Source organism: Candidatus Caldatribacterium saccharofermentans, assembly GCF_050267035.1.
Lineage (GTDB): Bacteria > Atribacterota > Atribacteria > Atribacterales > Caldatribacteriaceae > Caldatribacterium > Caldatribacterium saccharofermentans.
Genome location: NZ_CP187957.1, coordinates 1,848,351 through 1,871,917, shown reverse-complemented (window position 1 = coordinate 1,871,917; position 23,567 = coordinate 1,848,351). Strand labels below are relative to the sequence as shown.

General features: G+C 53.9%; 29 protein-coding genes and 2 tRNA genes. 13 read left to right on the top strand and 18 right to left on the bottom strand.

The window, feature by feature from the left end; genetic code table 11:
- Positions 1-14: 14 nt before the first annotated feature.
- The 5 genes from ACPT9Q_RS09605 to ACPT9Q_RS09585 are packed head-to-tail and all read right to left on the bottom strand — an operon-like array spanning position 15 to position 5,333.
- Positions 15-1,625 carry a hypothetical protein gene (locus ACPT9Q_RS09605; RefSeq protein ID WP_427365693.1) on the bottom strand — a complete coding sequence of 537 codons (1,611 nt, stop codon included), beginning with the start codon at positions 1,623-1,625 and terminating at the stop codon, positions 15-17.
- The gene (locus tag ACPT9Q_RS09600) at positions 1,622-2,140 is read right to left on the bottom strand and encodes an FHA domain-containing protein (RefSeq protein WP_427365692.1); all 519 of its coding nucleotides are present in this window, start codon (positions 2,138-2,140) and stop codon (positions 1,622-1,624) included. The genes ACPT9Q_RS09605 and ACPT9Q_RS09600 overlap by 4 nt, the downstream gene beginning before the upstream one ends.
- Positions 2,140-2,754 (bottom strand): 4Fe-4S single cluster domain-containing protein, encoded by a 615-nt coding sequence (locus tag ACPT9Q_RS09595; protein ID WP_427365691.1) that lies wholly within the window; start codon positions 2,752-2,754, stop codon positions 2,140-2,142. Before ACPT9Q_RS09595 ends, ACPT9Q_RS09600 begins: the two co-directional genes overlap by 1 nt.
- A complete protein-coding gene (locus ACPT9Q_RS09590) occupies positions 2,721-4,571 on the bottom strand; it encodes an AAA family ATPase (protein WP_427365690.1) in 1,851 nt (616 codons plus the stop codon). Before ACPT9Q_RS09590 ends, ACPT9Q_RS09595 begins: the two co-directional genes overlap by 34 nt.
- An 18-nt stretch (positions 4,572-4,589) precedes the next feature.
- Positions 4,590-5,333, bottom strand: coding sequence for a PP2C family protein-serine/threonine phosphatase (locus ACPT9Q_RS09585; RefSeq protein WP_427365689.1), 744 nt, complete (start codon positions 5,331-5,333; stop codon positions 4,590-4,592).
- A gap of 27 nt (positions 5,334-5,360) precedes the next feature.
- Between ACPT9Q_RS09585 and ACPT9Q_RS09580 the strand changes: the two genes are divergently transcribed.
- Positions 5,361-5,741: a hypothetical protein gene (locus tag ACPT9Q_RS09580; RefSeq protein ID WP_427365688.1), complete on the top strand. Its 381-nt coding sequence runs from the start codon at positions 5,361-5,363 to the stop codon at positions 5,739-5,741.
- Positions 5,742-5,759: 18 nt separating this feature from the next.
- On the opposite strand, the gene ACPT9Q_RS09575 is transcribed toward ACPT9Q_RS09580, so the two are convergent.
- The 3 genes from ACPT9Q_RS09575 to ACPT9Q_RS09565 all read right to left on the bottom strand — a co-directional run bounded on the left by ACPT9Q_RS09575 (position 5,760) and on the right by ACPT9Q_RS09565 (position 8,588).
- Positions 5,760-5,948 carry a tetratricopeptide repeat protein gene (locus ACPT9Q_RS09575; protein WP_427365687.1) on the bottom strand — a complete coding sequence of 63 codons (189 nt, stop codon included), beginning with the start codon at positions 5,946-5,948 and terminating at the stop codon, positions 5,760-5,762.
- A gap of 1,246 nt (positions 5,949-7,194) precedes the next feature.
- Positions 7,195-7,404 (bottom strand): hypothetical protein, encoded by a 210-nt coding sequence (locus ACPT9Q_RS09570; RefSeq protein ID WP_427365686.1) that lies wholly within the window; start codon positions 7,402-7,404, stop codon positions 7,195-7,197.
- Positions 7,362-8,588, bottom strand: coding sequence for an AAA family ATPase (locus tag ACPT9Q_RS09565; RefSeq protein ID WP_427365685.1), 1,227 nt, complete (start codon positions 8,586-8,588; stop codon positions 7,362-7,364). The genes ACPT9Q_RS09570 and ACPT9Q_RS09565 overlap by 43 nt, the downstream gene beginning before the upstream one ends.
- Before the next feature lie 391 nt (positions 8,589-8,979).
- Between ACPT9Q_RS09565 and ACPT9Q_RS09560 the strand changes: the two genes are divergently transcribed.
- The 5 genes from ACPT9Q_RS09560 (at position 8,980) to ACPT9Q_RS09540 (ending at position 10,889) form a co-directional block, all read left to right on the top strand.
- Positions 8,980-9,222, top strand: coding sequence for a hypothetical protein (locus tag ACPT9Q_RS09560; protein WP_427365684.1), 243 nt, complete (start codon positions 8,980-8,982; stop codon positions 9,220-9,222).
- Between the two features lie 50 nt (positions 9,223-9,272).
- Positions 9,273-9,491 carry a hypothetical protein gene (locus tag ACPT9Q_RS09555; RefSeq protein ID WP_427365683.1) on the top strand — a complete coding sequence of 73 codons (219 nt, stop codon included), beginning with the start codon at positions 9,273-9,275 and terminating at the stop codon, positions 9,489-9,491.
- Positions 9,476-9,661 carry a hypothetical protein gene (locus tag ACPT9Q_RS09550; protein ID WP_427365682.1) on the top strand — a complete coding sequence of 62 codons (186 nt, stop codon included), beginning with the start codon at positions 9,476-9,478 and terminating at the stop codon, positions 9,659-9,661. The genes ACPT9Q_RS09555 and ACPT9Q_RS09550 overlap by 16 nt, the downstream gene beginning before the upstream one ends.
- 99 nt (positions 9,662-9,760) lie before the next feature.
- Complete coding sequence (locus ACPT9Q_RS09545) at positions 9,761-9,991, top strand: hypothetical protein (RefSeq protein ID WP_427365681.1); 231 nt, start codon at positions 9,761-9,763, stop codon at positions 9,989-9,991.
- Between the two features lie 193 nt (positions 9,992-10,184).
- The gene (locus ACPT9Q_RS09540; protein WP_427365680.1) at positions 10,185-10,889 is read left to right on the top strand and encodes a hypothetical protein; all 705 of its coding nucleotides are present in this window, start codon (positions 10,185-10,187) and stop codon (positions 10,887-10,889) included.
- Between the two features lie 933 nt (positions 10,890-11,822).
- Here the strand turns inward: ACPT9Q_RS09540 and ACPT9Q_RS09535 are convergent.
- A tRNA-Glu gene (locus ACPT9Q_RS09535) sits at positions 11,823-11,899 on the bottom strand.
- A 66-nt stretch (positions 11,900-11,965) separates the two neighbouring features.
- Positions 11,966-12,148, bottom strand: coding sequence for a 4Fe-4S domain-containing protein (locus ACPT9Q_RS09530; RefSeq protein WP_017873501.1), 183 nt, complete (start codon positions 12,146-12,148; stop codon positions 11,966-11,968).
- Between the two features lie 70 nt (positions 12,149-12,218).
- Between ACPT9Q_RS09530 and ACPT9Q_RS09525 the strand changes: the two genes are divergently transcribed.
- A complete protein-coding gene (locus ACPT9Q_RS09525) occupies positions 12,219-12,512 on the top strand; it encodes a hypothetical protein (protein WP_427365679.1) in 294 nt (97 codons plus the stop codon).
- 75 nt (positions 12,513-12,587) lie between these two features.
- On the opposite strand, the gene ACPT9Q_RS09520 is transcribed toward ACPT9Q_RS09525, so the two are convergent.
- Positions 12,588-12,938, bottom strand: a complete 351-nt coding sequence (locus ACPT9Q_RS09520; protein ID WP_026137325.1) for a metallopeptidase family protein — start codon at positions 12,936-12,938, stop codon at positions 12,588-12,590.
- Between the two features lie 974 nt (positions 12,939-13,912).
- Entirely contained in the window at positions 13,913-14,920 is a 1,008-nt protein-coding gene (locus tag ACPT9Q_RS09515) for a CGNR zinc finger domain-containing protein (protein ID WP_427365678.1), read from the bottom strand.
- Between the two features lie 63 nt (positions 14,921-14,983).
- On the opposite strand from ACPT9Q_RS09515, the gene ACPT9Q_RS09510 reads away from it, so the two are divergent.
- The 6 genes from ACPT9Q_RS09510 to ACPT9Q_RS09485 all read left to right on the top strand — a co-directional run bounded on the left by ACPT9Q_RS09510 (position 14,984) and on the right by ACPT9Q_RS09485 (position 19,489).
- Complete coding sequence (locus tag ACPT9Q_RS09510; protein ID WP_427365677.1) at positions 14,984-15,187, top strand: helix-turn-helix domain-containing protein; 204 nt, start codon at positions 14,984-14,986, stop codon at positions 15,185-15,187.
- A 46-nt stretch (positions 15,188-15,233) separates the two neighbouring features.
- On the top strand, positions 15,234-15,593 hold the full coding sequence (locus tag ACPT9Q_RS09505) for a hypothetical protein (protein WP_427365676.1): 360 nt from the start codon (positions 15,234-15,236) through the stop codon (positions 15,591-15,593).
- Positions 15,571-18,363, top strand: a complete 2,793-nt coding sequence (locus ACPT9Q_RS09500) for a phage/plasmid primase, P4 family (RefSeq protein ID WP_427365675.1) — start codon at positions 15,571-15,573, stop codon at positions 18,361-18,363. Before ACPT9Q_RS09505 ends, ACPT9Q_RS09500 begins: the two co-directional genes overlap by 23 nt.
- Before the next feature lie 110 nt (positions 18,364-18,473).
- Complete coding sequence (locus ACPT9Q_RS09495) at positions 18,474-18,716, top strand: hypothetical protein (RefSeq protein ID WP_427365665.1); 243 nt, start codon at positions 18,474-18,476, stop codon at positions 18,714-18,716.
- Positions 18,717-18,766: 50 nt separating this feature from the next.
- Positions 18,767-19,156 (top strand): hypothetical protein, encoded by a 390-nt coding sequence (locus tag ACPT9Q_RS09490; RefSeq protein WP_427365664.1) that lies wholly within the window; start codon positions 18,767-18,769, stop codon positions 19,154-19,156.
- A gap of 102 nt (positions 19,157-19,258) precedes the next feature.
- Positions 19,259-19,489, top strand: a complete 231-nt coding sequence (locus ACPT9Q_RS09485) for a hypothetical protein (protein WP_427365663.1) — start codon at positions 19,259-19,261, stop codon at positions 19,487-19,489.
- Between the two features lie 50 nt (positions 19,490-19,539).
- Here the strand turns inward: ACPT9Q_RS09485 and ACPT9Q_RS09480 are convergent, their stop codons facing one another.
- The 6 genes from ACPT9Q_RS09480 to ACPT9Q_RS09455 all read right to left on the bottom strand — a co-directional run bounded on the left by ACPT9Q_RS09480 (position 19,540) and on the right by ACPT9Q_RS09455 (position 23,510).
- Positions 19,540-19,836, bottom strand: coding sequence for a hypothetical protein (locus ACPT9Q_RS09480; RefSeq protein ID WP_427365662.1), 297 nt, complete (start codon positions 19,834-19,836; stop codon positions 19,540-19,542).
- Positions 19,837-19,857: 21 nt separating this feature from the next.
- Positions 19,858-20,118 carry a hypothetical protein gene (locus ACPT9Q_RS09475; protein WP_427365674.1) on the bottom strand — a complete coding sequence of 87 codons (261 nt, stop codon included), beginning with the start codon at positions 20,116-20,118 and terminating at the stop codon, positions 19,858-19,860.
- A gap of 139 nt (positions 20,119-20,257) precedes the next feature.
- The gene (locus ACPT9Q_RS09470; protein WP_427365673.1) at positions 20,258-21,190 is read right to left on the bottom strand and encodes a tyrosine-type recombinase/integrase; all 933 of its coding nucleotides are present in this window, start codon (positions 21,188-21,190) and stop codon (positions 20,258-20,260) included.
- 98 nt (positions 21,191-21,288) lie between these two features.
- A tRNA-Arg gene (locus ACPT9Q_RS09465) sits at positions 21,289-21,365 on the bottom strand.
- 58 nt (positions 21,366-21,423) lie between these two features.
- The gene (gene thiC / locus ACPT9Q_RS09460) at positions 21,424-22,719 is read right to left on the bottom strand and encodes a phosphomethylpyrimidine synthase ThiC (RefSeq protein ID WP_017874145.1); all 1,296 of its coding nucleotides are present in this window, start codon (positions 22,717-22,719) and stop codon (positions 21,424-21,426) included.
- Positions 22,716-23,510, bottom strand: a complete 795-nt coding sequence (locus tag ACPT9Q_RS09455) for a sulfide-dependent adenosine diphosphate thiazole synthase (protein WP_026137406.1) — start codon at positions 23,508-23,510, stop codon at positions 22,716-22,718. Before ACPT9Q_RS09455 ends, thiC begins: the two co-directional genes overlap by 4 nt.
- Between the last annotated feature and the right edge of the window lie 57 nt (positions 23,511-23,567).

The following is a 23,567-nucleotide window of genomic DNA, read 5'->3' as shown; positions in this document are numbered from 1 at the left end:
AGAACAATTCTGCCCTACGGGTGCTCTCTCTCCTGGGCTCTCCCCGTCTTCCCCTTCAGGCGATCCTTCACCCTCCATCTTTTTGGCTCCTTGGTGACCTGGAGGTAGTCAATTCGGTCAACCTCGTCCGGCTCTAAGAGGCGCTCAATGCGAAGGGGTATCTTTTGGCTAACCTCTGCCACAATCTCTTTGTAGACTGCACACCAGGACCGGGCGACGGCTTTGTCCCGTTCCGGGTCTGCTTCTCCGGCGTCCTCGATTTCCCTGACGAACCTGGTTATCACTGCCCCGTTTTGGTCCACCTTCAGGAGCACCAGGTAATCCTCCTCCGGGAGGATCTGCACCCTCACCGGCTGCCCCCTCTCCAGAACCTCTTCAGGATTCCCCCCTTCAAGGAGGAAACGGTAACCCCGTTCCTGGAGTTTGGCCGTGAGCCTCTCAATGACTCCCTTCCGCACCTCCCGCAGTATCGCCTCTGCCTCTTCCCCCCGTACCACGGCCTCAGCCTTTTCAATGAAAGCCCGGTATACCTGGGGAGAGGCAGACTCTGCACCCAGCAGGGCCTCTCCCTCGGACTGGAGATCAGGGGGAAGCTTTCCCTCCTGGAGAAGCTCGGATATCCTCCTTCGGTACGCCTGCATGCTGAGGAAACGCTCCTTGAGCTTACCGTACTCGATTCGTAGCTGCTCGTAGATGTTGGCAAGGGCGAAATCGTCGCTGATGCTCTCAAGAGGGGGGAATCTCCGGACGAGAGCATTTGCCACATTATGGTCGAGGTTGCGAATTCTGGCAAGAACCTCGTCAATACGCTCTCTGAGACCCGCCACCTTCTTCTCTCTTTTCTCTCTTTCAAGAGATTTCCTCAACTCCTCGATTTTCTCCCTGAGAGGATTCTGCCCTTCAGAGGACACCGTTGTTTTCAGACTCTCATGTGTAGTCTGTAACTGCAGGACGGTCGACCTGAGTCGATTGAGTTCCCGAACCTTTTCCACCATTGCCATGTCGCTTTGGGCGATTTCCCCAGCAAGCTGGGAAAGCTCACGGATGTGCTCTGCCAGATCTCCCCCGGTATCCACCCTGCACCGGGCGATTTCCTGCTGCAAAGAAAGGATAAACTCCTCTATCTGACGTTTCATGTCCCTATCAAGCTCTTCCAGCGCTTTTCTGGAAAGCTGCTCGAGATTTTCACAGTCCTTCTGCAACATCTGGGACTCGTTGTCAGCATGCAAAGCAAGAGTTCTGGAGTTTTCCCGTATCCTCTCGATGAGCCGTTTCCTTAAATCCTCAAGGCTGGATTCCGCCCTCTCCAGTTGACCGAAAACCCGGTGGAATTCCTCCCTGATGGCAGCAACCCTCCCGTTGAGCCACCAGGTGTAGTGGTCAACAGGCATGGAGTGCACCTTCTCAAAGGTGTGCTCTCCAAGCAAGTACTCCATATCCTTTTCCAGCTTCCTCAAGGCCAATGCGATGTCCTCATAACTCCCGGTACCATCACGCTCGCAGAGGGCTCTGTGCCTTCTCCACAGGTCCTCAAGAGACGCCTTGATTTTGGCGAGCACATCCCGCAGTTGCCTGTCACAGAGTTGATAGAACCCCACCGGAACGACAATCATCTGGCTACTCATCCTGACACCCCCTTCCGGGTCCTCACTTCGGCCCTGACCCGGGAAGAGAGATAGACCACACTGCCATCAGCAATCCGGTACCTGGTGTTTGGGGGGATCTTGACACCATTTATCAGGACCCCATTGGTGCTCTCCAGGTCAACAATGTACACATTTTCTCCTTCGATGAAAATCTGAGCATGGGCACGGGAAACGGTCATGTAATCTTTGAGAACCTCTTTCCCTTTGTGGTGCCTGCCAATGATGTCCCCATTACGGACGGGAATCTCCTGCCCGTTGACGATCAGGGTAACGCTTACCCCTCCATCTACCAAGGTCTTCTCCCCAGGACAAACCTGCTCGTGCCTTTCGGCCTCTCCAGCTGTGGAGAGAGCAATCGCTGGCTCAGGGGCCTCCTCCCGAAACTCTACAGGCCTCACCCTGGAGAGATCGGCAAGGCAATCAGGATTGGTACAGATCATCTCCGAAGGCGCATTCTTCGTCCCACAGGAAGGACAGATTTTGTACAACGGCATCACTTCGTTACCCCTTCACAGCTCATTGCGCCAACATCCTTTTGGTAGGGAATACCAATGATGTGTATCACGGCACCGCGTTCCACTATCTGCAGTCTCCGATCCTTTTTCTTCCTCGCGTACAGCCGGTATTCCTTAACCATCTGGGGGTCCTCTGTGAGAATAACCATACGCTGGTTCGCTGAACCCCTCCAGATGAGTTCGCTCTCAAGGCCCTCCTGAAAGGGCCCGTCCACAAGCACATCGACGTGCCGGAGAATATGGGGGTATTTTTGGGCGAGGAGCTCGTAAGTATACCCCGTATACACAAGGATATCCTCAAAGTGGTGCTTCCGGGCTAAGATCAGAAGCTGTAGCAGCCCTTCTGGCTGATCAAAGGGCTCACCTCCCGACACCGTAAGAGCCCTGGTGTCACAGCCTGCAAGGTACTGCTCGATCTCCTCAAAGGACATAGCCGATTTGGGGTCGAACTCCCAGGTATGAGGAGCCATACAGCCTTTGCAGCGGATGGAACAGCCCTGGACCCAGATTCCCAGCCGTTTTCCCGGTCCAAGGGTGTAGACGGGGTAGTGAATGAGGTTTACGAGGAGGCCTTCTCGGCAACAACCCTCCATCCCCATCGCTCCTCAACGAGGTCCAGAATTCGTACCTTCTCCCCCTCTCTGACGCCAAGTTCCAGGAGAACCACAGAGAGGGGATTCACGAAAACCTCCTCGAGCCGGTTCCCAATCCCTCTCCCTCCCATGGAGAGGTCGGAGCAGGTGAGGGCCACAAGCTTCTGCTCGAAGTCCTCATTCCACAGAAGCTCGACTTTCTGTTCGTCCTTGAGCTTTTCGCAGACGTTCCGGAGCATTTTCCTGAAGATTCCCAGGGCATTCTCCGGTCGAATAAAGTCAAAGACCACGATGTTCTTCCCAATGCGGTTGAGGATTTCCGGGCGGGAGAGCCGGAACCTGAAGTAATCCTCGATGGCTGCAAGAATTTCCCGCTCAACATCTTCATAGCTCATGGTCTCTCTAACTCGCTGAATCCTCTGGCCATCAGGGGTGGTCTCGTAAATGCCAAGGTTTGAGGTGAAGATGATGATGCTCTCAGAGAAGTAGACCGTCTCTCCCCTTCCGGAGGTGAGGCGCCCGTCGTCAAGAATCTGGAGGAAGAGGTCGAGGATTCTGGGATGGGCCTTCTCTATCTCGTCGAAGAGAATGACGGAGAAAGGGTTGCTCTTCACGGCATTGGTGAGCTCACCCCCTGCGTCATACCCCACGTACCCTGGAGGTGCTCCGATGAGGCGCTGGTCGGAGTGCTCCTGGCGGAACTCAGACATGTCAAAGCGCACATAGGCCGTTTCGCTCCCGAAAATAAGCTCGGCAATGGCCTTGGCCAGTTCGGTCTTCCCCACCCCGGTGGGACCGGCGAGGAAGAGCACCCCCTTGGGGCGCTGAGTGTAGCGGGAGAACTGGGCTCCCGAGAGGTTAAAGAAGGCCCTTCGGAGGATATCGGCTGCTTTCTTTACCGCCTTCTCCTGACCCATGACCCGGCGGGAGAGGATTTCCTCCGCCCGGAGGATCTTCTCCCGATCGATTTTCGCCCAGGGGTTTTCCGTCACTCCAATTTTGTAAAACCGGATGGCTTCGCCTATCTGCGTCAGGGGGAGTTTCTCCCGCATCGCCAGGGAGAAAATGGAAATCAGTTCGGTTCCGAACATGCCACTTGTCTGGTCGACAAAGAGGGAGACGACCTCCTTCTGCTTTGGCTCTTCGAGTTCCTGAATTTTCCCCCGCAGAATTGAGTGGATAATGAACCTGCGGACCTCGTTATCGGGCTTCGGGATGGCAACGCTTTTCACCTTAGGATTGGAGAGCATGTACCATGCCGGAAGGTCGTTTTCCTTTTCAAGGACAATGAAGATGAGATTGTTCTTTGGGTAAGCACTCCCCTTGAGCTTTCTGGGCTGAACGAGAAAGCTCAGGCGAAAGAGCCGGTAGAGGAAATGGTTTAAATCGTCGAATTCGATATCGTTGAGCCGGGAGGCGAAGTTGAGGAGCGCCGCGGTATAGAAATGCTCGTTCATCACAATCCGCTCAATAAGGGGATAATCCTGGGTAATGGTAGTTATCGGGCCTTTCCTGTCACCATCTCTCCGGGAGCATTCTGCATCGCTCAGGTTGGGAACGTTGAGCTCTTGAGCTCTTTCCGGAGCCCCGGAGATGATTCTCAGCCCGTATAGCGGCTCATAGGTTATGACGAAATCATAACCTTCTTCCTGGCGCAGGAGTGTGGCCAGAGCTTCGTCCAGCGGGACGACGGTGGTTACTTCCTCGTTCCCACTTTTCAGCGTTACGGGGAAAACGTCATAGACGTTCCCAAAAAGGATGAACTGAGTCTTTACGGAAAGGAACTTTAGTATTTCCCTGGCCCACTTCTGGAGCATGCAGCACCTCCCAGCGCTTCAACCCAGAACCCTCACAAGGACGATACTGATATTGTCCGTCCCGCCCCTTTCCATGGCCCGCTCAAAATAAGAGGAGAGCGGCTCTTCACTCCTCAGGCATGCTTCCATTTCCTCCTCAGAGAGCATCTCCCACAGTCCATCGGAACAGATAAGGAAACGGTCCCCCATGGAAACAGGTATTTCCCTGACGAAGATTTCGAAGTCCCCATCCTCAACCCCTATGGCCGAAGTAATAATGTGTCTCTGGGGATGGTTTCTGGTTTCTTCAGGGCTGATGACACCTGCCTCCACAAGACGTTCCACCACGGAGTGGTCCTTGGAAATTCGAACGAGATAGCCAAAGCGTTCCTGATACACTCTGCTATCCCCGACATTGAAGACGATTCCCTTCCCCTCCTGGAAAACGATTCCTGCTACCGTAGAAGCCATCTGCACCTTCTCCAGGAAACTCCGGGCGTGGACCTCGAGCTCCTTTTGACATGCCCTCAGAACTTCGATGACTTCTTCCGCTGATCTTGCCGACATTTCGGCAAGCGTCTTTAGAACAAACTCCGAGGCAACTTCACCGGCCTCGGCACCACCAACACCATCAGCCACAGCAATAGTAACCGGCGAGTTACCAACCTCGATCTCCTCGCCTCCCCTTTCATCGCGAATAAACCGCAGGTGAACAAGAATACCATCCTCGTTGTGCTCTCTCGCTTTCCCGGGATGGCAGAGATATTCAACTTTCAAGCGCATCTTGTGCGACCTCCAAAGGGCGCAGGAATGAAGAAGGCTGTAAAATGTCTGCTTCCACAAATCCACAAAAAAGTGAGCAGGCAGCTACTTCAGTGGTTTTCCACAAAGAGGACAGTGTGTCTTAACGGTTCCAAAGCCAAGAAAACCAACATCTGCATATACGCAGTCCTTGCAGATAAAATGACCGTTCTCGCAGGTTTTGCCACCTTCCACATCTTTTTCCTTGCCGCAGCAATCACAAATTCTTCTCAACTGTTCACCCCCTCCTTTTTTCACATCCCCATAGGGAAAGATCCTTTAAAATCACTCAGTAGGAGCCTCGACCCTACCGGGATTCAGTTTTCAACACTTTTAAGAGCGCCACTACATTGGCTAAATATTCTGCATGCTCAGGTTGAGCATGTTTGACGAAATTCTCAAAGGGCTCTATTGCCTCCCGAAGTCGGCCGAGCTTAGCCAAGACAACACCCTTGTTATTCCAGGCTGCGCAAGCCCTGGATCCATCTTGAGGGTCCTGTCAAAGCAAGTGATTGCCTCCCGGAGTTGACCGAGATCACGTAAGACATTACCTTTGTTATACCAGGCCACCGCGCCTTCAAGACCCACACTATTCATCCCCCTTACCGTTATCCCCAGAACTTCTGCGTGAAAAACCCACAAGATAACCGCACATTTCCACCCCTTCCGAGGGTGTCCCGCTGAGCTTCAATCCCGCGAACGGTCTATGAGGATGTCAAAGAAAATATTCAAGGCAATATCTACGTTTTTGATGAGAAATTCTGTTTCAATCCCGCGAACGGTCTATGAGGATGTCAAAGAGCACATCTTTCCTGAAGTTTGAGGCAATTATACCCCAGTTTTCCCTCTCCTGCAAGGGGGCCTTTTCCCTCGTGGGAAGGGACAAGGGAGACAGTGGGAGGGGAATCTTCGAAAATCGAGGGAGTTTTCTTCTCCAGATCCTCTCTGCGCAACGTATGGAGGGGAAGAAAGCCTTAATTGTCAAGGAAAACCGAAGGAGAAGAACTTCGCAAATCCTTTTCCTTCCTCCTTCCCAAAATCGATTTTCGAAAATTCCTGCCTCTTTCTCCTTTTCCACCCCTTCTCTGACCGCTTCATTCCTGGTTTCCTCCTCCGGAGAATTTCGCATTTTCGCAAATCTCCCTCCAGGAAAAGCTGGAAAGGGGGATTTGCGAAAAAATCAATTGTCTTTTCCTCCCCTTTTCTCCCTCTGAAATCCTCAAAAACCCCTGTATGGTGGGCATTTTCCCAAAAGAAATCCCCTTTCGCAAATTCCCCTTCCCAGGGGAGCCTCGGCGCCACCTTTCCATTTGGGAAAAACCCCACCGCTTTTCCTTTCCTGCCGGTGGATTGTTCAGCTTGGGTATTCTACGGCACTGGTCGTACACAAGCGATGTCTTGTCGATTCTGGCAGAACCATTCCACTCAGGAGCATTCCCCTTCAAGAGCAGCCCAGCCATACCTAACTAACCCCGTGCGCCAGCACGCTGCCACCATGCTCCGGATGAAGCATGTCTAACAACGCTTCCGGAGGTAGCCTCCAGGAAATGGACCTCGATCGCCTTGACCAGACCCTTACGGTCATCGGGGGAAGACCAGATCTGCTCACCTTAATGACAGGCCTTGAGCCAACCGAGAGTTCCGACCAGCTCGCCTCCGATTCGTCCCCGCCAAGGAGGAGGCCTGAACCTCTTGGGTTAACCTTGGCTCATTCCAGCAGCGACAAATGTGATTAGCCAATCTAATCCCTGAAATCTTCAACGACTTACTGTTTCAGCGCTGGTATTTCGGTGTACGTGTTAATCTCCAAGACTAAGGAGTTGAAGGTGGGAGAAGCCACAGCCTACTCGCGCTTCTTAGGTGGTACCTCAGGCGTCGCTTCTGGAGGGTTCATAAGTTCTTCCAGTGGTACGGTGGTCTCTCGAAGCCCCAGGATTTCCTCTGGAGGAACAACGATCTTGTAGTAGTGGGGATAGAACCTCTTTCCGACCTCGTAGAGCATCTCGTAGGTTATAGGCCTCTTCTTTTCTTTGGCTTTCTTTCTTCTGCCCATAAGCTCCTCCGCCTTCCTTCCTCAAAAAGCTCAATGGCCTGCTGCACAACGTCATCGGTGATCTCCCGCTGTCCCCTATCGAGGGCAATTCTCAGAGCGTTGGAACAGATGAGGACAGCATGCCTCGGGATGCCAAGGCTATGAAGGAAGATGTTCTCAAGCTGTGACTCGGTGAAAATGCGCTCGTCGCACCCAGCAAGGTTTAGGCGGAACCCGATCATTTGTCTCATGTCCTGGAAGTCAAGGGGCGAAAGCGACGTGGGGAAGACCAGACGGTCCCGGAAGGCCGGAATGCGGTCGAACTTGCGGAAGACCTCCTCACTCCCCAGGAGGATGAACTGGATGAGCTTCGTTGAAGGGGTCTCGATGTTCGAGATGGTCCTGAGTGCTTTGAGGGCCTGGAACGGCGCCTCCTGAAGCTCATCGATGATGAAGACCGGGCGGATGTTCTGCTCGGCCTTGCGGAAGAGGACCTCTTTGAGCGTCCGGTCGTTCTCCGCCATGTTCCGGTGGGCTTCCTTCCCAAAGGCGGCGATGATCCTCCGGTACACATCAAGGAACGACCCGAACGACCCGGCGCTCTCGATGAAGTGCACCTCCCAGTGGGGACGGATCTCGGGGATGTTGTGGATGAGGTAGTAAGCTAGAGACGTCTTCCCAAGCCCCATGGAACCCCAGATGGCCGCAAAGGCACTTCCGGAATCGATGCTGTAGATCGCCCTCCGGTAGGCCGTCTGGTGCTGTTCCGTGAAGTACAGGTACCGTGGGTCAGGTAAAACACGGAATGGATATTCGGTAAAGCCGAAAAACCTACAACACCGGGCGTAGTAATCCTTTCCTAAACTGGCAAGAGTCGTCTTGTTACGATCCAACAAAGTTCCCTCCTTCGAGCTTCGGTACAATTTTCTTCTATTGTACACCTCCTCTGTCCACCTTTCGAGGTGGAACCTCATGGTTTCAAGGTCCACCTCATCCCCACAGTACGCCCAGAACTCCTCCCGGAAGGTTCGGTTGAGCCGTTCCACCACTCCGTTGAGCTTTGGAGACCTTGGAGGAAGGACGAAGAGCTTGATACCGTATTCCTTACAGGCCTCCTCAAATTCCCCATAGAATTCACTTCCTCCATCTACCTGAATGGCCCGTACTGGAAAGGGACACTTCCTGAGGAGTTCCTCGAGGAACACCCTGTGTATAGGTCCACATCATGTGGGACACTCAACAAGTCCAGTGTCTCTCAGGTACTCCCAGGGACTCCTGTACCCCAAGCTCCAGCGTGTTCTTTTCCTATTGTACATCTCTTCAGTCCACTTTCGAGGCGAATGATTTCCGCAAATCCCTTGAGCCTTCACCTCCCCATACCTCGTTCAGGCAACCCAAAATCAAGCACAGGAGCTTTCCTAACGCCTCCTCCCTACAGAATACCCCCACCACCTTTGTTCTTTGCTCTACCTCCCCCGTTTGCCTGCTGTTTTTTTCTTTTTCTGCATAGAAAGAGCATACCTAATCCCCCTTGACGTACCTCCATTCTTAGGGTACAATTATAAGCGAAATGTACCCTAAGTGGGAGAGGGAACCATGAGGGAAGAGGTGCGCAGAATCCTGAACGGAATGACCCGGGAGGAACTCATCGAGGTGTGGGAGTACGTTGCTGAGCTCATTGACGAGAAGGAAGAAGAAACCCCAGAGAACCAGAGAGGTCATGTTGAACTCAAGTGGATTCCCGGGAAGGGCGGGAAGCTCTATGGACCCTATGCCTACCTCAGATGGTGGGAGGATGGGAAGCACAAGGCGAAGTACCTGGGCAAGGTGGTGGTGTAGCCCGGGGAGAACTCCGGGCTTTGCAATCTATGGAAGGAGGATGAAAACCCTTGGGACGCTCAAAGCTGGGTAGAAAGAAGGAGCTGGCCCTGGTGGCCCTCCTGGAGAGCCGGGACCTCAAAGAGGCGGCAGAGAAAGTGGGGGTTTCCGAGGTAACCCTCTGGCGGTGGCTACGGCGGGAGGACTTCCGCAATGCCTTCCGGGAGGCCAAGAAGGAAGCGGTCTCCCCGGCCATTACAAAGGTCCAGCAGGTATGTGGGAAGCGGTGAAGACCTTGCGGGAAATCATGGTTTCAGGGAAAGGTGAGATCCCGAGGGTCCAGGCGGCTAAGGCAATTCTCGAGCTTGCTCTCAAAGCCCTGGAGGTTGAGGAGCTTGAAGAGCGAATTGAGGCGCTGGAGAAACGGGTGAGCAAAGGGGGTGATGGCGGATGGGATTGAGAGAAAGGCTCAAGAGGCTTGAGGCGCTTTTGGCGCCCAGGAAGGAGCGGGTTTTTGAGGTAATCCTCGAGGACGATGTGCCGCCGGAGGGAAAAGAGGATGAGGGAGCTAAAGAAGAGAATCAAGAGACTGGAGAAGGCCCTCAATCCTGAACCCTCCTTCCGCCCCGGGGTGGTGTTCCCGGAATCCTTAGATGGCGGGTACCGTGCGAAAGGCACCAGGGAAGAGCGGGTTTTTGCCACCCTCGAGGAGGCTAAGGGTTTCCTGCGAGCCCGAGGATGTAGACCCATCATTGTTGTGGAGCTTGTAAGCGCTAAAAGAGAGGCATGAGCAACAGGAAGTGCTCCAAACTTCTCCTTACAAAAGCGGTTTTTTCGATTCTTGTGGCAGCAGAATGTAAAGAGGGTTAAGGATGACTACATATCTTACCCACAACCCACAAGATTGTTGACATTGTTCTTTTTAAGGGCAACAATAAAGTTAAAAACCAAGAATGCCCTACATTAGAGGGGGGATTAGGGCAATGCTTGGCAGAAGACAAACGCCCTCCACAGACTCTGGACCAGTTTATACCCCACACGGCTTGAAACTCAGACTTACGGTCAAAGATGCATTTTCGATGATAGGACAACTTTATCCTCGAGTTCGGCCCAAAGAGGTATTTCTTGCCACAGAGGCGATATCCAACATTCCAACAGTGCTATCTCATGTCATCTTTTTAGTTGCCCTGAGTGCTGGAGCCAATCCTTGGGTGACTATCGTAGCTACAGCGATTGGTACCCTGTGGGGATTATTTGTTGTGTGGTGTGGTGCGTTCTTTTTAGCCCCTGGTGCTCTTATGGTTGCGAAAGTGTTTAGCATACCATTTGCAGCCTACTTGCGCTACATCATAATGCCCGTGCTCGCTTATAGCTTGCGAGGATGGAATGGTGTGTTTATCTGGTTAGGGGCTTGGATTGTGGCTTCACTTATTGGATGGGTTGTAGAGTTTTGCTTAATTCGTCGTCTTTACTCCAAGACGAGTTTGCCAACGACTATGTCTGAAGTAGCGTTTTTACAGGCCTGTCGCCTTCATGCTCTAGCTCTTGGTATGGACTGGAAGCAGCTTGGACAAGACAGCGATGAAATTGACTGGCTTTCTCCAGCCACGGAGTATGCATTTGAGTATCCGAACCATCTACCCTATTCATTTGTTGCCTCTATCTTTTCTTCCGGCGAAGAGCCATAGCCTGCTAAAAATCGAACAAGGGAATATCAGTTACCAGTTTCGAACTGGGCTATACAGAACCTTCATCGACAAAATCTCTGTCTCTGATACGCTTTTCATGTTCTTTTTGCGAATCTTCCTGGGTTAGAGCCAAATACCCTTTAGTCATGGGTAAATCGTTATGTCCCAAGATTCTTTGTAAGGCAAAAAACATTCATTTCTTCCCGAAGAGAATACAAAGCAAAGCTGTGCCTGAGGCCGTAAAGCGTAACCCGGTGGCCTAACCTCTTTGAACAGTCCCTCGAGCGGTGGCACCAGGAAGAAACCAGCATGGGTTTTCCAAATTCATTGCAGGACACCGGGGCGAGAAAAGTCCTTGGGCAGAGACTTGCCACCGGGGTAGTACTTCTCCCTTCCCCACCGGAGAAAAAGTGCTCTACGAGCTTCCTGAGTGCATTCTCACCCCCCTCCCTCGGGAAATTTCTGACAACAATTTGACAACAACGCAGAGAAAAAACGAGGAGATGGCAAAATAAAAAATCCAGATTTTAAGCGCCTTCGAGTGATGTGGGGAGACACCAAAATACCCATGCCTAAGACTTGGGAGCAGGGGGTCGGCCGTTCAAGTCGGCTCGCCCCGACCATTTTTCCTCCGGGTTCGATACGCTCAGAGAACACTCCTCCTTATAGAAGAAGTGCTTCTTCAAAAAGCAGTATAGGAGTACTTCTTTCCTTCTGTCAACGGTCGACAAAAAGACACAGGCTTTTTCTCTGGAGAACTCTTGAGGGCATCTGGGGGTAATGAACCTGCGGGTCGCAGAACTCGAGAGACTCTCGGAATGGACTTACGCAAACGGCAACTGGAAAGCAGAAGTCAGAGCGTAAAACTGCGAAGGCAACAACATCAAAAAGGGCAAAAGCACCAGGCAGAAAAAACGAGATTTACAAAGCCCCTGGCGCCCCCAAGCGGATTTGAACCGCTGCCGTCGCCTTGAAAGGGCGATGTCCTAACCTGGCTAGACGATGGGGGCGCAGGCAAGCCCTATTTTACCGAAAGGTTTCCAAAAAAGCAAGCGATGTGGAGCACCCTCCACAAATTACTCCCGGATGATGGCACTCGTGGGACAGGAATCGATGGCCTCGTCAACACAGCTTGCGCTTGTGTCTGCGCCGTCTTTTACCACACTTTTCCCGTTGGCGTTCATTTCAAAGACATCAGGGCAAATCTGCACGCAGAGCTCGCAACCGATGCAGAGTTCTTCATCAACTCGAAGAGCCATGGCGTATCTCCTCCCTTAGATGGAATTCGAAAACCAGGACACATTATAACAAACCGGGAGCTTCTTTTCTATGCGTCAAGGAATTCCCGGGCCAATCTTTTACAGGAGTTATGAAAACCCGATCCACCAGGACGGTAAAATCTCCTCGACTCACCGTCCCCTCATTTGCGTTGACGGGAAGATCGGCCTCGACAAGAATCTGAAAATCCATCCCATTGACTGCCACAAGGTCATGGCAATGCCTGATGATGCACAAATCCCGTTCAGTTACTTCGCTCTCCTCCCCAGCCTCTTCCAGAATCTTTCTGGCTACGGGAGAACTTTCAAGGTGCTGGTACTTTCCTTCCCGGGAACTGTATTCTGAGCCGCAACAATTTCCATGTCACGCAAAAGGGCCGAAAGCTCAATAATCCTTTGTTCTCTCCCGGGGATTGCCATTTCACCCTCCCTCCCCAAGCAAGCGCTGCAGGTCTTCTTCGCCAAAGCCAAAGTAGTGCCCGATCTCGTGAAGGAGCACCTCCCTGACCTTCCTGCGGAATTCCTCCTCCCGGGGTGCTATTCTCCGGATGTTTCCGAGGTAGAGGACAATCCGATCCGGGAGCACAAAGGTGTACCCCAGGCCTCTTCTGGGAAGCGGAACCCCCTGGTAGAGCCCAAGGACAAATCCCAGTCCCCTTTCTGCCTCATCCCGGACAACAAACTCTACGTTCTCCAGCTTTTCCCGCAAAGGAGGTGGAAGGGCATCAAGAACCTCCTGCAGAACTGAGGCAACGATCTCCCGCTCTTCCACGGAACTCCCCCAAAGCTCAGACCTTCCCACAGGCCCAACGGAACCCTCCCTGAAGATACCATGAGCGGTCAGAGAAGTCAAAAAGGCCTTGCAGTACCTCTCCTCCAGGTCGGAATTCTGGTATACGCTCTTCCGGGAGGGGTGGAAGACGACCCGAAGAAGAAACTCCCTCAAAACATTCAGGTCCTTCCTCTATACGTTTGCGAGGCCCCTTGGTAACGTCGAGACCACAACAGGAGGTCCCAGGGTCCTGGGGAGGAGAGCCCTCCGGAGGACCTTCGGGAAAGCAATGCCGAAATTCTTCCGGTAGCAGCAGGTAGCGCACCGTGGTGGGGAAAGGTCCTGGACCAGTAGCCCGGTGAAGCAATCCGGAAAAAACACGTTGAACTGGGGAAGAGCCGCAGCATCAGAGCACGTACCCGTAAGCAGGCAACATAGGAAGTGTCTTCCCGTGAATACTCTGGGCAAGCTTCAGAAAGACCTGGAACAAAGAGGCTCAGGTGAGGGGATATGAACCCTGCAGTATCTGCCATCCACCGGGCTTGCCCATCCCTTCATCGGTGGACCTACCGGCACCACTTCCTCCTCTCCAAGCGTAGGGCATTGGGGGAAGCGGTGGAAGAGAGCGAAAGACGTGTTCCTTGTAGTAGTCCCGGATAGTGCGGAGCACGTCTTTGGCTTTTTCCAAAGAGGAAGAACTCGAGCAGAGCTTCAGAACTTCGAGTATGGTGGAGCTAAACAACCTTGTATTACGGCCACCGGAGTCAGAAGCAACGCAGGGAGAAAAGCAGATAGCGTAGAGCTTCGGAAGAAGCGGCGCACAACCCCTGGCGCGCCCGGCGGGAATCGAACCCACAACCTACGGATTAGAAGTCCGTTGGAGCTGCCAGAGGCTTTATGAACCCCAACTTTCGCCCTCTCCCTTTTCTTACCACTCTGCAAAACCCCTCCCACCAATAACGGATTCCCTCTTTTTATTTGAGGATTCCTCGCTTTCGCTCAAGGTACCGTCGTTTCTTTGCCCTCCGGTAACATCGCATGGAGCAGTACTTCGCCCGTGGGTCAAGAACCGGAGCATTGCACCCCGGAGCTTCGCAGGTTCTGGCCATCAAGGGGGCAAGCTCCTGGAAGTACCACTGTAAGAAGGCGGCATCTAAGGCGCAATAAGCCCGGAAGTACCAGACCACCGGGGGAAGGCCTTTGGTTTGTTGCTGGTGTACCGGGACAAGCTCTATGGTCCCAAGCTTTACCCCGACTACCTCAGCGAGGAAGTTCCAGGCGTAGCCTGTAAGCTCATGGTCTCTCAGGGTAGAGGCTTTGGGTAACCTCTGCCTCAAATCCCTACCAAGCAGGTTTGGGTTTGCGCTCTCCTGGATTGCCGCTATGATGGCATTGGAAAGCGCAAAGGTGGGTTGGATTGCCTTCCAAAGGCGGTTGCCCATCTCTTCCTGAGGCAGAGAAGACTCCAGGGGTTTGACCCGGGAAAGACCACAGGACAGGACCCGGAAAAACTCGTGCCCTTCTTCAGCAAAAAACTCCCGCAAAGGAGCAAGCTTCCCGTTCTTTGCCCACTCTGCGATGTTGGTGAGGTAGCGGAACCAGATTAACCCCTGTCGGGTGGTGGCCGAGAAATCAACCCCTCCGGTAGTGCTCAGCACCAGAGGTTTCACCAGACCATAACGGGCATAAAATTCCTGGATTTTGCCCCATTCTCCACGCTCGAAAGCGAAACTCAGTTGCCTGACCTTCTCCCAGAAGCGTGGGTCACCGTCGATTTCCCAGGTGTCCGAGCGGGAGGAAGGATTGTGGGCAGTAAAGACTACCGGTGTTCCCTCCACGGTGATGGTGCGCTCTTTACCGTTTGGTGTGTCGACATCCCGGAAGCACACCCTCCCCCGCAGAGCGTGGAACTCCATGGAGGCTAAAAATGGAGCAAGGGGAATCCCGCTTTGTTCAGTCATTTCCTCCAATCCTTCCACCAAAATTCTACCCCCATTGTAACATGGGAACAGAAATAGTGTCAAGTTCAGGAGGTACAAAAGGAAATGTTCACAAAGGCGAGGTTTAAAACACTGGCCTTGGGTGTCAAAGTCAAAGAGTTGGCCAGGCGAATCGATGTTTCGGAATCCTATTTAACCAATATTCTCAATGGCAGGGTAAGGCCATCTCAGGAGGTACTGAGGCGGATTGCCGAAGCTCTGGGGTTGGAACCCGACGAGGTGCAGGAAGAAGTCAAAGGTGAAGAATAGCCACCTGGTGCCGGCACACCGGTGGCCAAAGAAAGGAGGAAATGAAATGACCACCACAATTGTCCCACACCACCGCTTGCGCCGTCAAGGGGGGTTTTTGATTGCTACCCGTTACGCCAAACCCAACCATCTCCTGCAGAAACCCCCAGCGTGGAGCTACAACGTCGAAGTCATCGAGGCCATGAAGGAAGCCGGTGTTAATATTTTAGAAGTGGTCTTCGGTGACAAAGTCTTCTCCTGTCCCCTGGAACGCTTTTGGCGCCACGCAAGGCGCCACAACAGGGGGTGGGGAGACCAGTTATTTCTCCCCCTCCAGTACTGGGATGTGCGCACCGCGGGTGAGCCCGAACTCCCGCAGGAGTCACGGGAAGGAGGTTCCCTCATTGCTCAGCTTGCCCTCTTCTGAGATTCCCACCTTAGAGGTTGCGAAGGAATACCTTGAGCGGGGATGGCAGGTCATTCCCATCCCCGCAAGGGGGAAAGCCCCCCGAATTCCTGAGTGGCAGAAATTGCGTTTGCCCCCTGAAGAGTTACCCCGCTATTTTGGCAATGGGGGGAATGTGGGTGTCCTGCTTGGCGAACCCTCCCAATGGCTTTGCGATGTAGACCTTGATTGTCCCGAAGCCCCGAGGATTGCCGACCACTTCTTGCCCAAAACCAACGCCGTCTTTGGTCGAGCGTCAAAGCCCAAATCCCACCGGCTCTACCTTTGCCCTGAAGCCAAAACCATCCGCTTCGAATGGCAGGGTGAAGTCATCGCCGAAATCCGCTCAACAGGTGCTCAGACTGTCTTCCCGCCCTCAGTCCATCCCAGCGGCGAACAAGTCCGTTGGGTTGAGGACGGCGACCCAGCACCTGTGGATTTTGCGACCCTGAGGCATGCTGTAGCAAAACTTGCGGCGTGCGTTTTGCTTTCCCGCTATTACCCCGCAAAGGGGAGCCGACAGTTCGCTGTGATGGCGCTTTCTGGTTGGCTTCTCCGCTGTGGCTGGACCGATGACGAGGTGCGGGAATTCCTTGAGGCTCTTTGTACCCTTGCCGAGGACGAGGAAACCCGCATGAGGTTGGCGCAAATTCGTAATACAGCAACAAAAGTGGAACATAACCTTCCCGCCACCGGACGTCCAACGCTTGCGCAGTACTTTCCCGAAGAGATTTTGCAAAAGGCCGCTGATTGGCTCGAGCTGGGAACAGAGAAAACCAGAGTGAAGCAATTCGTGGTCCTGGACAAATTTTACCCCCGTCCATTCACTGAGCGGCTCATTGCCCGCTACCAGTTCTGGTGGCCCGGGGGGAAGGAACCGCTGTACTGGTACGACCCAGAAGAAGGTGTTTGGCGAGACGACGGGGAAGAACTCATTACACATGAACTCAGGACCGCCGTTGAAGAACTGCCCGATGTACAGAAGCGTAGGTACGTCGTTGATGAGGTTATAGCTGATGTCAAGGGGGTGTGCTGGAAGGGAAAGCCACTTCCCGAGCCGTCCCTCCTCCTCATCCCCTTGAAGAATGCGGTATTCGACTTGGAGAGCGGAGAACTGCGGGAGTACAGGCCGGAAGACTTCTTCACCACAAAGCTCCCTTGGAGGTACAATCCTGAAGCTCAAAGCAACTTCATCATCCCGCTTCTTGAGAGCATTCTACCCCCAGAGGAGACCATCACCCTCTACGAGCTCATGGCGTACTGCCTGCTTCGGGCCTACCCCTACCAGAAGTTTTTCATCCTCTACGGAAGAAGCGCCAACGGGAAGAGCGTCTTCACCGGAATCCTCCAGCACCTCCTGGGAGAGGAGAATGTGGCCAATGTGAGCCTCCACGAGCTACAGCACGACCGCTTTGCAGCAGCAAGGCTCTACCGGAAACTGGCCAATGTGAGTGGTGAGGTTGAATACGAGGACGTGAAGCGCACCGGACTTCTGAAACAACTTTGCGGTGGAGACATGATTGAAGCGGACCGCAAATTCCGGGACCCGGTCAAGTTCAAAAACCACGCAAAGCTTATTTTTCTCACCAATGAGGTCCCCCGGAGTGCAGACACCACCGACGCCTTCTACCGCAGGTTGTTCCTCATCGAGTTTTCCCAGCAGTTTCTGGAGGACCCAAAGCTTGACGTCAAAATAGCCACAGCAGGAGAAGAGGAGTATGAAGCTCTGCTCGTCAAGGTCCTGGAGACCCTCAAAGCGTTGAAAGCAAGGGGGTTTGTGTTCACCAGACACAGACCAAAGGAGGAGGTCAAGGAGCTCTACCTTAAGTTAGCTTCGCCTTTGAACACCTTCATCAAAGAACACTGTGAGGTGACCTACAGAGGTGATGATTTCATCTACAAATTTGAGTTCAAGGAGAGGTTTGGCCTGTGGCTCCAGAAAAAAGGTAGGACTGCCTACACGGATGCAAGACTCAAGGAAGAGATGTTGAGTTTAGGACTGGATGAAGCTCGCAAAGGCAAGGACGGGTGGTGGGCTTGGGTGGGAATCAAATGGAGACTGTCAGGACTGTCAGAACTGTCACACTTTTACAACCGTTTTAAGTCAGGGGAAAATCAATATAAAAACCATGACAGTCCTGACAGTCTTGACAGTAACCTTGAGGAAACCACCCTTGAGGAACCCCCCGATTGGGTCCAAGAAGGGGATTCCGGTCCAGAGCTTCCATCACCTGAAGACCATACTTCCTCAAGCGGTAACCTTCAAAGTCAGGAAGGAACCACTCAAGGTGTTACCGATGTTACTGATGTTACCGATTTTCCTACATATAATTTCCACTCTCCCGTATATAAGAGTTTATACCGGAAAGTCGGTAACATCGGTAACACGAGTAACACACCCTTTGAAGAAACCCCACTCACCCACGACTTTGAAGAAATCACCATCCCTGATGACGATTCGCCTTCAGATGCTTCCCTTTGTACTACAGAGCAAGGCGCACCTGCTGAAGAGCTTCCTGACTGGCTCACAGAAAGCTTTGAAGAGCAACCCCCTCCACCTCTGGATGAGCCACAGAAAGCCCCTGTACTCCATCCTCCCTGCCCTGTTTGTGCTCACCCTCAGCGTGACGAAATCGAATACCTCTATGACTGTCTCATCTCCCCCAAACGGTTAGGTGAGCGTTACGGTCTTGACCCCGGGACCATCACGGTCCACATGGAGCAACACCGGGGAGCACCACGGGGGCCTTGATGCAAGGGTGCAAGGGAATGCAAGCAAGGGTTTTTTCTCAGGGCTTGACGTCCTCCCGTTCTTAGGGTACAATAAAACCAGAGATGTACCCTAAGAGAGGAGGGGGAGCCATGAAGGAGGAAATCCGCAAGGTCCTGGAGGGAATGACCCGGGAGGAACTCATCGAGGTGTGGGAGTACGTTGCTGAGCTCATTGACGAGAAGGAAGAAGAAACCCCAGAGAACCAGAGAGGTCATGTTGAACTCAAGTGGATTCCCGGGAAGGGCGGGAAGCTCTATGGACCCTATGCCTACCTCAGATGGTGGGAGGATGGGAAGCACAAGGCGAAGTACCTGGGCAAGGTGGTGGTGTAGCCCGGGGAGAACTCCGGGCTTTGCAATCTATGGAAGGAGGATGAAAACCCTTGGGACGCTCAAAGCTGGGTAGAAAGAAGGAGCTGGCCCTGGTGGCCCTCCTGGAGAGCCGGGACCTCAAAGAGGCGGCAGAGAAAGTGGGGGTTTCCGAGGTAACCCTCTGGCGGTGGCTACGGCGGGAGGACTTCCGCAACGCCTTCCGGGAGCTCAAGAAGGAAGCGGTTTCCCTGGCCATCTCGAGGATTCAACAGGTGTGCGGGGAAGCGGTGGAAACCCTGCGGGAGGTTATGACCCTGGGGAAAGGTGAGGCTCCCAGAGTCCAGGCGGCGAAGGCCATTCTCGAGCTTGCCCTCAAAGCCCTGGAGATTGAGGAGCTCGAAGAGCGGATTGAAGCCCTGGAGAAACGGGTGAACGAAGGGAGGGATGGTGGATGGGATTGAGAGAGCGAATCAGGGAGCTTGAGAGAAGAATTTTGAAGCGGGAGAAGCCGAAGGTCTTTGATGTCATCCTCGAGGACGACGTACCCCCGGAGGAAAAAGAGGATGAGGGAGCTAAAGAAGAGAATCGAGCAACCGGAGAAGGCCCTCAATCCTGAACCCTCCTTCCGCCCCGGGGTGGTGTTCCCGGAATCCTTAGATGGCGGGTACCGTGCGAAAGGCGCCAGGGAAGAGCGGGTTTTTGCCACCCTCGAGGAGGCTAAGGGTTTCCTGCGAGCCCGAGGATGTAGACCCATCATTGTTGTGGAGCTTGTAAGCGCTAAAAGAGAGGCATGAGCAACAGGTCGACACAGGTCCCCGGGGGCCAAGCGACCCCCGGGTTTGGTCTAAAGGTAATGGAGAATGGGACCCCAGTTTCTAAGTTCTTTTTCGTCATCGACATAAGTGATGTCCCCTTCGACGTCCACAATTTTTCCCTTCTTCACGTAGAATCTTCCCACGACGTCTCCATCAGCGTGCCAGTAGCCGTGAGGACCAAAGGGGAAATGTAGTCCTTCGGTTCTGTCGCACAGGTCGTTCGTAACTTCATTGATGTAGTGCTCCTCATGGCAGAACGGACAGTAGAACGAGAAAGCAATCCCTCCCCCCTGCATGGTCCACTTGTAAACGTTGAATCCCTTCATCCTCGCTTCCTCCTTTCGGGATTACGCTTCCTCCGGGACCTCCCCAAACACTTCTTCGTACCCAAGGTGTTTCTCAGGAAGCTGCTCATACCATTCCTTTGCTTCCTCTCTGGAGATGGGCTCAATGGAGCTTCGTTCTCCCTGCCATTGTGTAGTGCGGAAGAGGAAGAACTGTCCCTTTGGGGTTCTGTAGAGGTAGGTGTTCCGCCCTCTGCGGTCCCAGTTACGCCCATCCCAGTAGCGGTCATCGGCCACCAGGGTAGCCTTCTCCGTGTCGTACACCTCCCGTTGATGATTTCCCGCATTTCCTCTCCTCCTTCCCTCTCGTTTAAACGCCCTACAGGACCACTTCCACACGAGGGGAATACATTTCCCCTTCCCCGAAGACTAAAGGTGCTCTACGGGCTTTTTGGTGCACTCCTCACCTCCCTTTGATTTTCCTCACCCTCTTTGAGACCAGGGTATGTAAGGGAGTGCTCTTCCCATGCTCCTCCCGCAAATCCCTTTGAGTTAAAGCAAGGTAGCGCTTGGTCATGGTTAAATCCGTGTGCCCAAGGATTCGCTGTAGAGCAAAGACGTTCCCCCCATTGCGCAGAAAGAGGATGGCAAAGGAGTGCCTGAGGTCGTAAGGGGTGATTCGGTACCCCAGTTTCCTGCCATAGTCCCTCAAAATGTAGTTCCATGAAGTTTCTAAAAGGGGCTTTCCCCATTCACTGCAGAACACCGGGACCTCATCCCCCCACTCTCTGGGGCGCACGCTCAGGAGCTTTCTCACCCACTGAACGACGACGGGGGAGAGGGGCAAGGTTCTTGAGGCTTTAGTTTTGGCCACCCCCGGAGGAATGGTGACTTCCATCCCCCCAAGGTTGAAGTCCCGGGGAAGGAGGTGTAAAGCTTCCGATGGGCGAATCCCCGTGTCGATTTGGAGTAGGATGAGGACGTAGTTCCGGAGCCCGGCAAAGGTTCTCCTGTCCGGGAGCTCCAGGAGCTTCTGCAGGACCTCAAGGGGGATGGCCCGGGGTTTCCCATCATCCTTGCGGCGCTTCATACCCTTTAGGGGGTTTTGGGCAAGCACCCCCTGAGAAACGAGGTAGTTGAAGAAGCTACTCAAGTAGGCCCGGCGGATGTTGTAGGTGGCCGGGGCAATCTCTCCCCCTAAGTACTCCAGACACCTTTTGTGCAGGGCTTCAAAGTCCTCCAGGTCTCCCTCATACCCCTGGAAGAAGCGGGTCAGGTGGTAGCGGTAATCCTCAATGGTCCTCTCCCGGCACCCGTTTACTTCCTTCTCGAGAAGGAATTCCTCAAGGTGTTCCTTCCACCCCCGGGGTTGCGCCAGCTTCAAAACCTTTCCCATCTCTACCCCCCCCTTTTTTCACCAGCAACGGATTCGCAGTATTCAGGGAGGGCTTTGCAGGCAGGAGGAAGGAGCAGAAACCCAGGATTTACAACCCCTGGCGCGCCCGGCGGGAATCGAACCCACAACCTACGGATTAGAAGTCCGTTGCTCTGTCCTGTTGAGCTACGGGCGCTCAACTGTAATTTTACTCGCCTTCAAAGCGTCACGCAATAGGTCCAAAAACACTTCTCTCAGCACCTCACACCGGTTTTTCCCAGATACCTCTCCACAAGACGCATGGCACAGAAGCTCCCGCACATAGAACAGGTTTCCTCAAAGGCCACGTTGCGTTCCCTCCGGTATCGTTCTGCCTTCACAGGATCCAGAGCCAGGGCAATCTGTTTCTCCCAGTCCAGGGCCTTTCGGGCCTCGCTCATTGCCCTGTCCCACTCCCAGGCTCCAGGAATCCCCTTGACGAGGTCTGCCACGTGAGCCGCAAGACGGGCGGCAATAACTCCTTCCCGCACATCCTCTACAGTGGGTAATCCCAGATGCTCAGCAGGGGTAACGACACAGATGAAATCGGCTCCGGAAGATGCCGCCAGCGCCCCTCCTATGGCCGCCGCAATATGGTCGTAACCTGGCGCCACGTCGGTCACGATGGGCCCCAGAACATAGAAAGGAGCACCATGACACAGACGCTTCTCAAGGAGCACATTAGCCTCTACGGCTTCAAGGGGCACATGACCGGGACCTTCAACCATGACCTGCACTCCTGCCTCCCGGGCCCGGTCAACAAGCTCCCCAAGGATGAGGAGTTCCTGAATTTGCGCCCGATCGGTGGCATCAGAGAGGCAGCCGGGCCGCAAACCATCGCCAAGGCTCAGAGTGACGTCGAAGCGCCGGGCGATTTCCAGCAGGCGATCGTACTCAGCGTAGAGAGGATTCTCCTTCTCGTGGTAGAGCATCCATCCGAGGAGGATTGACCCTCCCCGGCTCACGATATCGGCAATCCGCCCTTCCCGTTTCAAGCGCTCCACCACTTCCAGGGTCACACCACAGTGCACGGTCATGAAATCAACACCATCTGCAGCCTGCTCCTCAATGACCCGGAAAAGGTCGGAGACCGTAAACTCCACAATGCTTCCGTGCTCATCCTGGGCCTCCGAAGCAACCTGGTACACGGGCACCGTCCCGACCGGTACCGGCGAAGCGGAGAGGATACGGCGCCGACACTCCCGAACCCCAACGGTGCTTAAGTCCATAACGGTGTCCGCACCAGCCTCAAGAGCCGCTCTCAGTTTCTCCAGTTCTGCTTCAATACTGGGACGGGAAGGGGAAGTACCGATGTTGGCATTGACCTTGGTCCTCAGGCCCCGGCCGATACCGCAGGGGTTGAGGTGAGGACGGTGGTTGTTCGCGGGAATCACCACAGTTCCTTCGGCTATCCGCTCCCGGAGAACTTCAGGATCCACCCCTTCTTTTTTGGCCACAAGCACCATCTCAGGGGTTATCTCTCCCCGACGAGCTGCCTCAAGCTGAGTCATCCCGACACCTCCTTTGCCACTCCCTTAAGGTACTCATCGATGAGGTAAGCGGCTTTTTTGCCCGAAAGGAGCATCCCTCCAAAAATCGGTCCCATGCGGCATCCTCCTGCCACGTTGTTTGCCGCCATCCCCGCCACAAAAAGACCCGGAGCAACCATGCGGGTGTTTGCCACAACGTCTTCTTCGCCTCTCTCCGCGTTCATGAAGGACTCCCTGACAAGGCTCAGGCCTGTGCGTCGGCTGTAGAGGGTAACGAGCACCGCTTCGTGCCCCGTGGCATCAAGGACGGCTAAAGCCCTAAGGACCATGGGGTCCACATGGAGCCCTTCCATTTCGATAGCACTCTGGTTCACCACCACCCCTGTGACGCGCTCTCCCGTCACATGGAGGTCAACGGCAGTCACGAGGTTCAGTAGCTTCACCCGGGGATGGGCAGAGGCCCGAGCAATGAGTTTGCTGGCAAAAAGCGGCGCAGAGACCACAAGAGCATCCTCGTCCTCCTCAAAGGGAATCCCGGATTCTTCAAGAATTCCCACAACATCTTTCTGAAGAACAACTTTGTTGAAGCCCATGGCACCGCCCCATATGCCGCCCCCGGGGGCGAGTCTGCGGTCAAGCACTGTCACCCGGTATCCCTCATCGGCCAGGGTAAAGGCACAGACAAGGCCCGAAGGACCGGCGCCAACCACAATGACGTCAGAGTTCACCGCCTCGCTGAGGTCTCGGAAATAGTGTTTCAAGATGAGTCTACTCACCTTCTCATCGGGAACGGGATTCGAAAACGCCCGCACGGCAACCACCTCCAGAAGACTCCAGTACAAAAAAAGCCACCTGCCAGGTCGGCAAGT

Excerpts from the sequence above, each read along its gene's own strand:
- ACPT9Q_RS09585 (WP_427365689.1), bottom strand. The coding sequence starts at position 5,333 with ATGCGCTTGAAAGTTGAATATCTCTGCCATCCCGGGAAAGCGAGAGAG.
- ACPT9Q_RS09600 (WP_427365692.1), bottom strand. The coding sequence starts at position 2,140 with ATGCCGTTGTACAAAATCTGTCCTTCCTGTGGGACGAAGAATGCGCCT.
- ACPT9Q_RS09605 (WP_427365693.1), bottom strand. The coding sequence starts at position 1,625 with ATGAGTAGCCAGATGATTGTCGTTCCGGTGGGGTTCTATCAACTCTGT.
- ACPT9Q_RS09570 (WP_427365686.1), bottom strand. The coding sequence starts at position 7,404 with ATGGGCAGAAGAAAGAAAGCCAAAGAAAAGAAGAGGCCTATAACCTAC.
- ACPT9Q_RS09495 (WP_427365665.1), top strand. The coding sequence starts at position 18,474 with ATGAAGGAGGAAATCCGCAAGGTCCTGGAGGGAATGACCCGGGAGGAA.
- ACPT9Q_RS09590 (WP_427365690.1), bottom strand. The coding sequence starts at position 4,571 with ATGCTCCAGAAGTGGGCCAGGGAAATACTAAAGTTCCTTTCCGTAAAG.
- ACPT9Q_RS09560 (WP_427365684.1), top strand. The coding sequence starts at position 8,980 with ATGAGGGAAGAGGTGCGCAGAATCCTGAACGGAATGACCCGGGAGGAA.
- ACPT9Q_RS09530 (WP_017873501.1), bottom strand. The coding sequence starts at position 12,148 with ATGGCTCTTCGAGTTGATGAAGAACTCTGCATCGGTTGCGAGCTCTGC.
- ACPT9Q_RS09525 (WP_427365679.1), top strand. The coding sequence starts at position 12,219 with ATGCGTCAAGGAATTCCCGGGCCAATCTTTTACAGGAGTTATGAAAAC.
- ACPT9Q_RS09540 (WP_427365680.1), top strand. The coding sequence starts at position 10,185 with ATGCTTGGCAGAAGACAAACGCCCTCCACAGACTCTGGACCAGTTTAT.
- ACPT9Q_RS09510 (WP_427365677.1), top strand. The coding sequence starts at position 14,984 with ATGTTCACAAAGGCGAGGTTTAAAACACTGGCCTTGGGTGTCAAAGTC.
- ACPT9Q_RS09505 (WP_427365676.1), top strand. The coding sequence starts at position 15,234 with ATGACCACCACAATTGTCCCACACCACCGCTTGCGCCGTCAAGGGGGG.
- ACPT9Q_RS09485 (WP_427365663.1), top strand. The coding sequence starts at position 19,259 with ATGAGGGAGCTAAAGAAGAGAATCGAGCAACCGGAGAAGGCCCTCAAT.
- ACPT9Q_RS09595 (WP_427365691.1), bottom strand. The coding sequence starts at position 2,754 with ATGGAGGGTTGTTGCCGAGAAGGCCTCCTCGTAAACCTCATTCACTAC.
- ACPT9Q_RS09550 (WP_427365682.1), top strand. The coding sequence starts at position 9,476 with ATGTGGGAAGCGGTGAAGACCTTGCGGGAAATCATGGTTTCAGGGAAA.
- ACPT9Q_RS09470 (WP_427365673.1), bottom strand. The coding sequence starts at position 21,190 with ATGGGAAAGGTTTTGAAGCTGGCGCAACCCCGGGGGTGGAAGGAACAC.
- ACPT9Q_RS09545 (WP_427365681.1), top strand. The coding sequence starts at position 9,761 with ATGAGGGAGCTAAAGAAGAGAATCAAGAGACTGGAGAAGGCCCTCAAT.
- thiC (WP_017874145.1), bottom strand. The coding sequence starts at position 22,719 with ATGACTCAGCTTGAGGCAGCTCGTCGGGGAGAGATAACCCCTGAGATG.
- ACPT9Q_RS09480 (WP_427365662.1), bottom strand. The coding sequence starts at position 19,836 with ATGAAGGGATTCAACGTTTACAAGTGGACCATGCAGGGGGGAGGGATT.
- ACPT9Q_RS09580 (WP_427365688.1), top strand. The coding sequence starts at position 5,361 with ATGAAGAAGGCTGTAAAATGTCTGCTTCCACAAATCCACAAAAAAGTG.
- ACPT9Q_RS09575 (WP_427365687.1), bottom strand. The coding sequence starts at position 5,948 with ATGAATAGTGTGGGTCTTGAAGGCGCGGTGGCCTGGTATAACAAAGGT.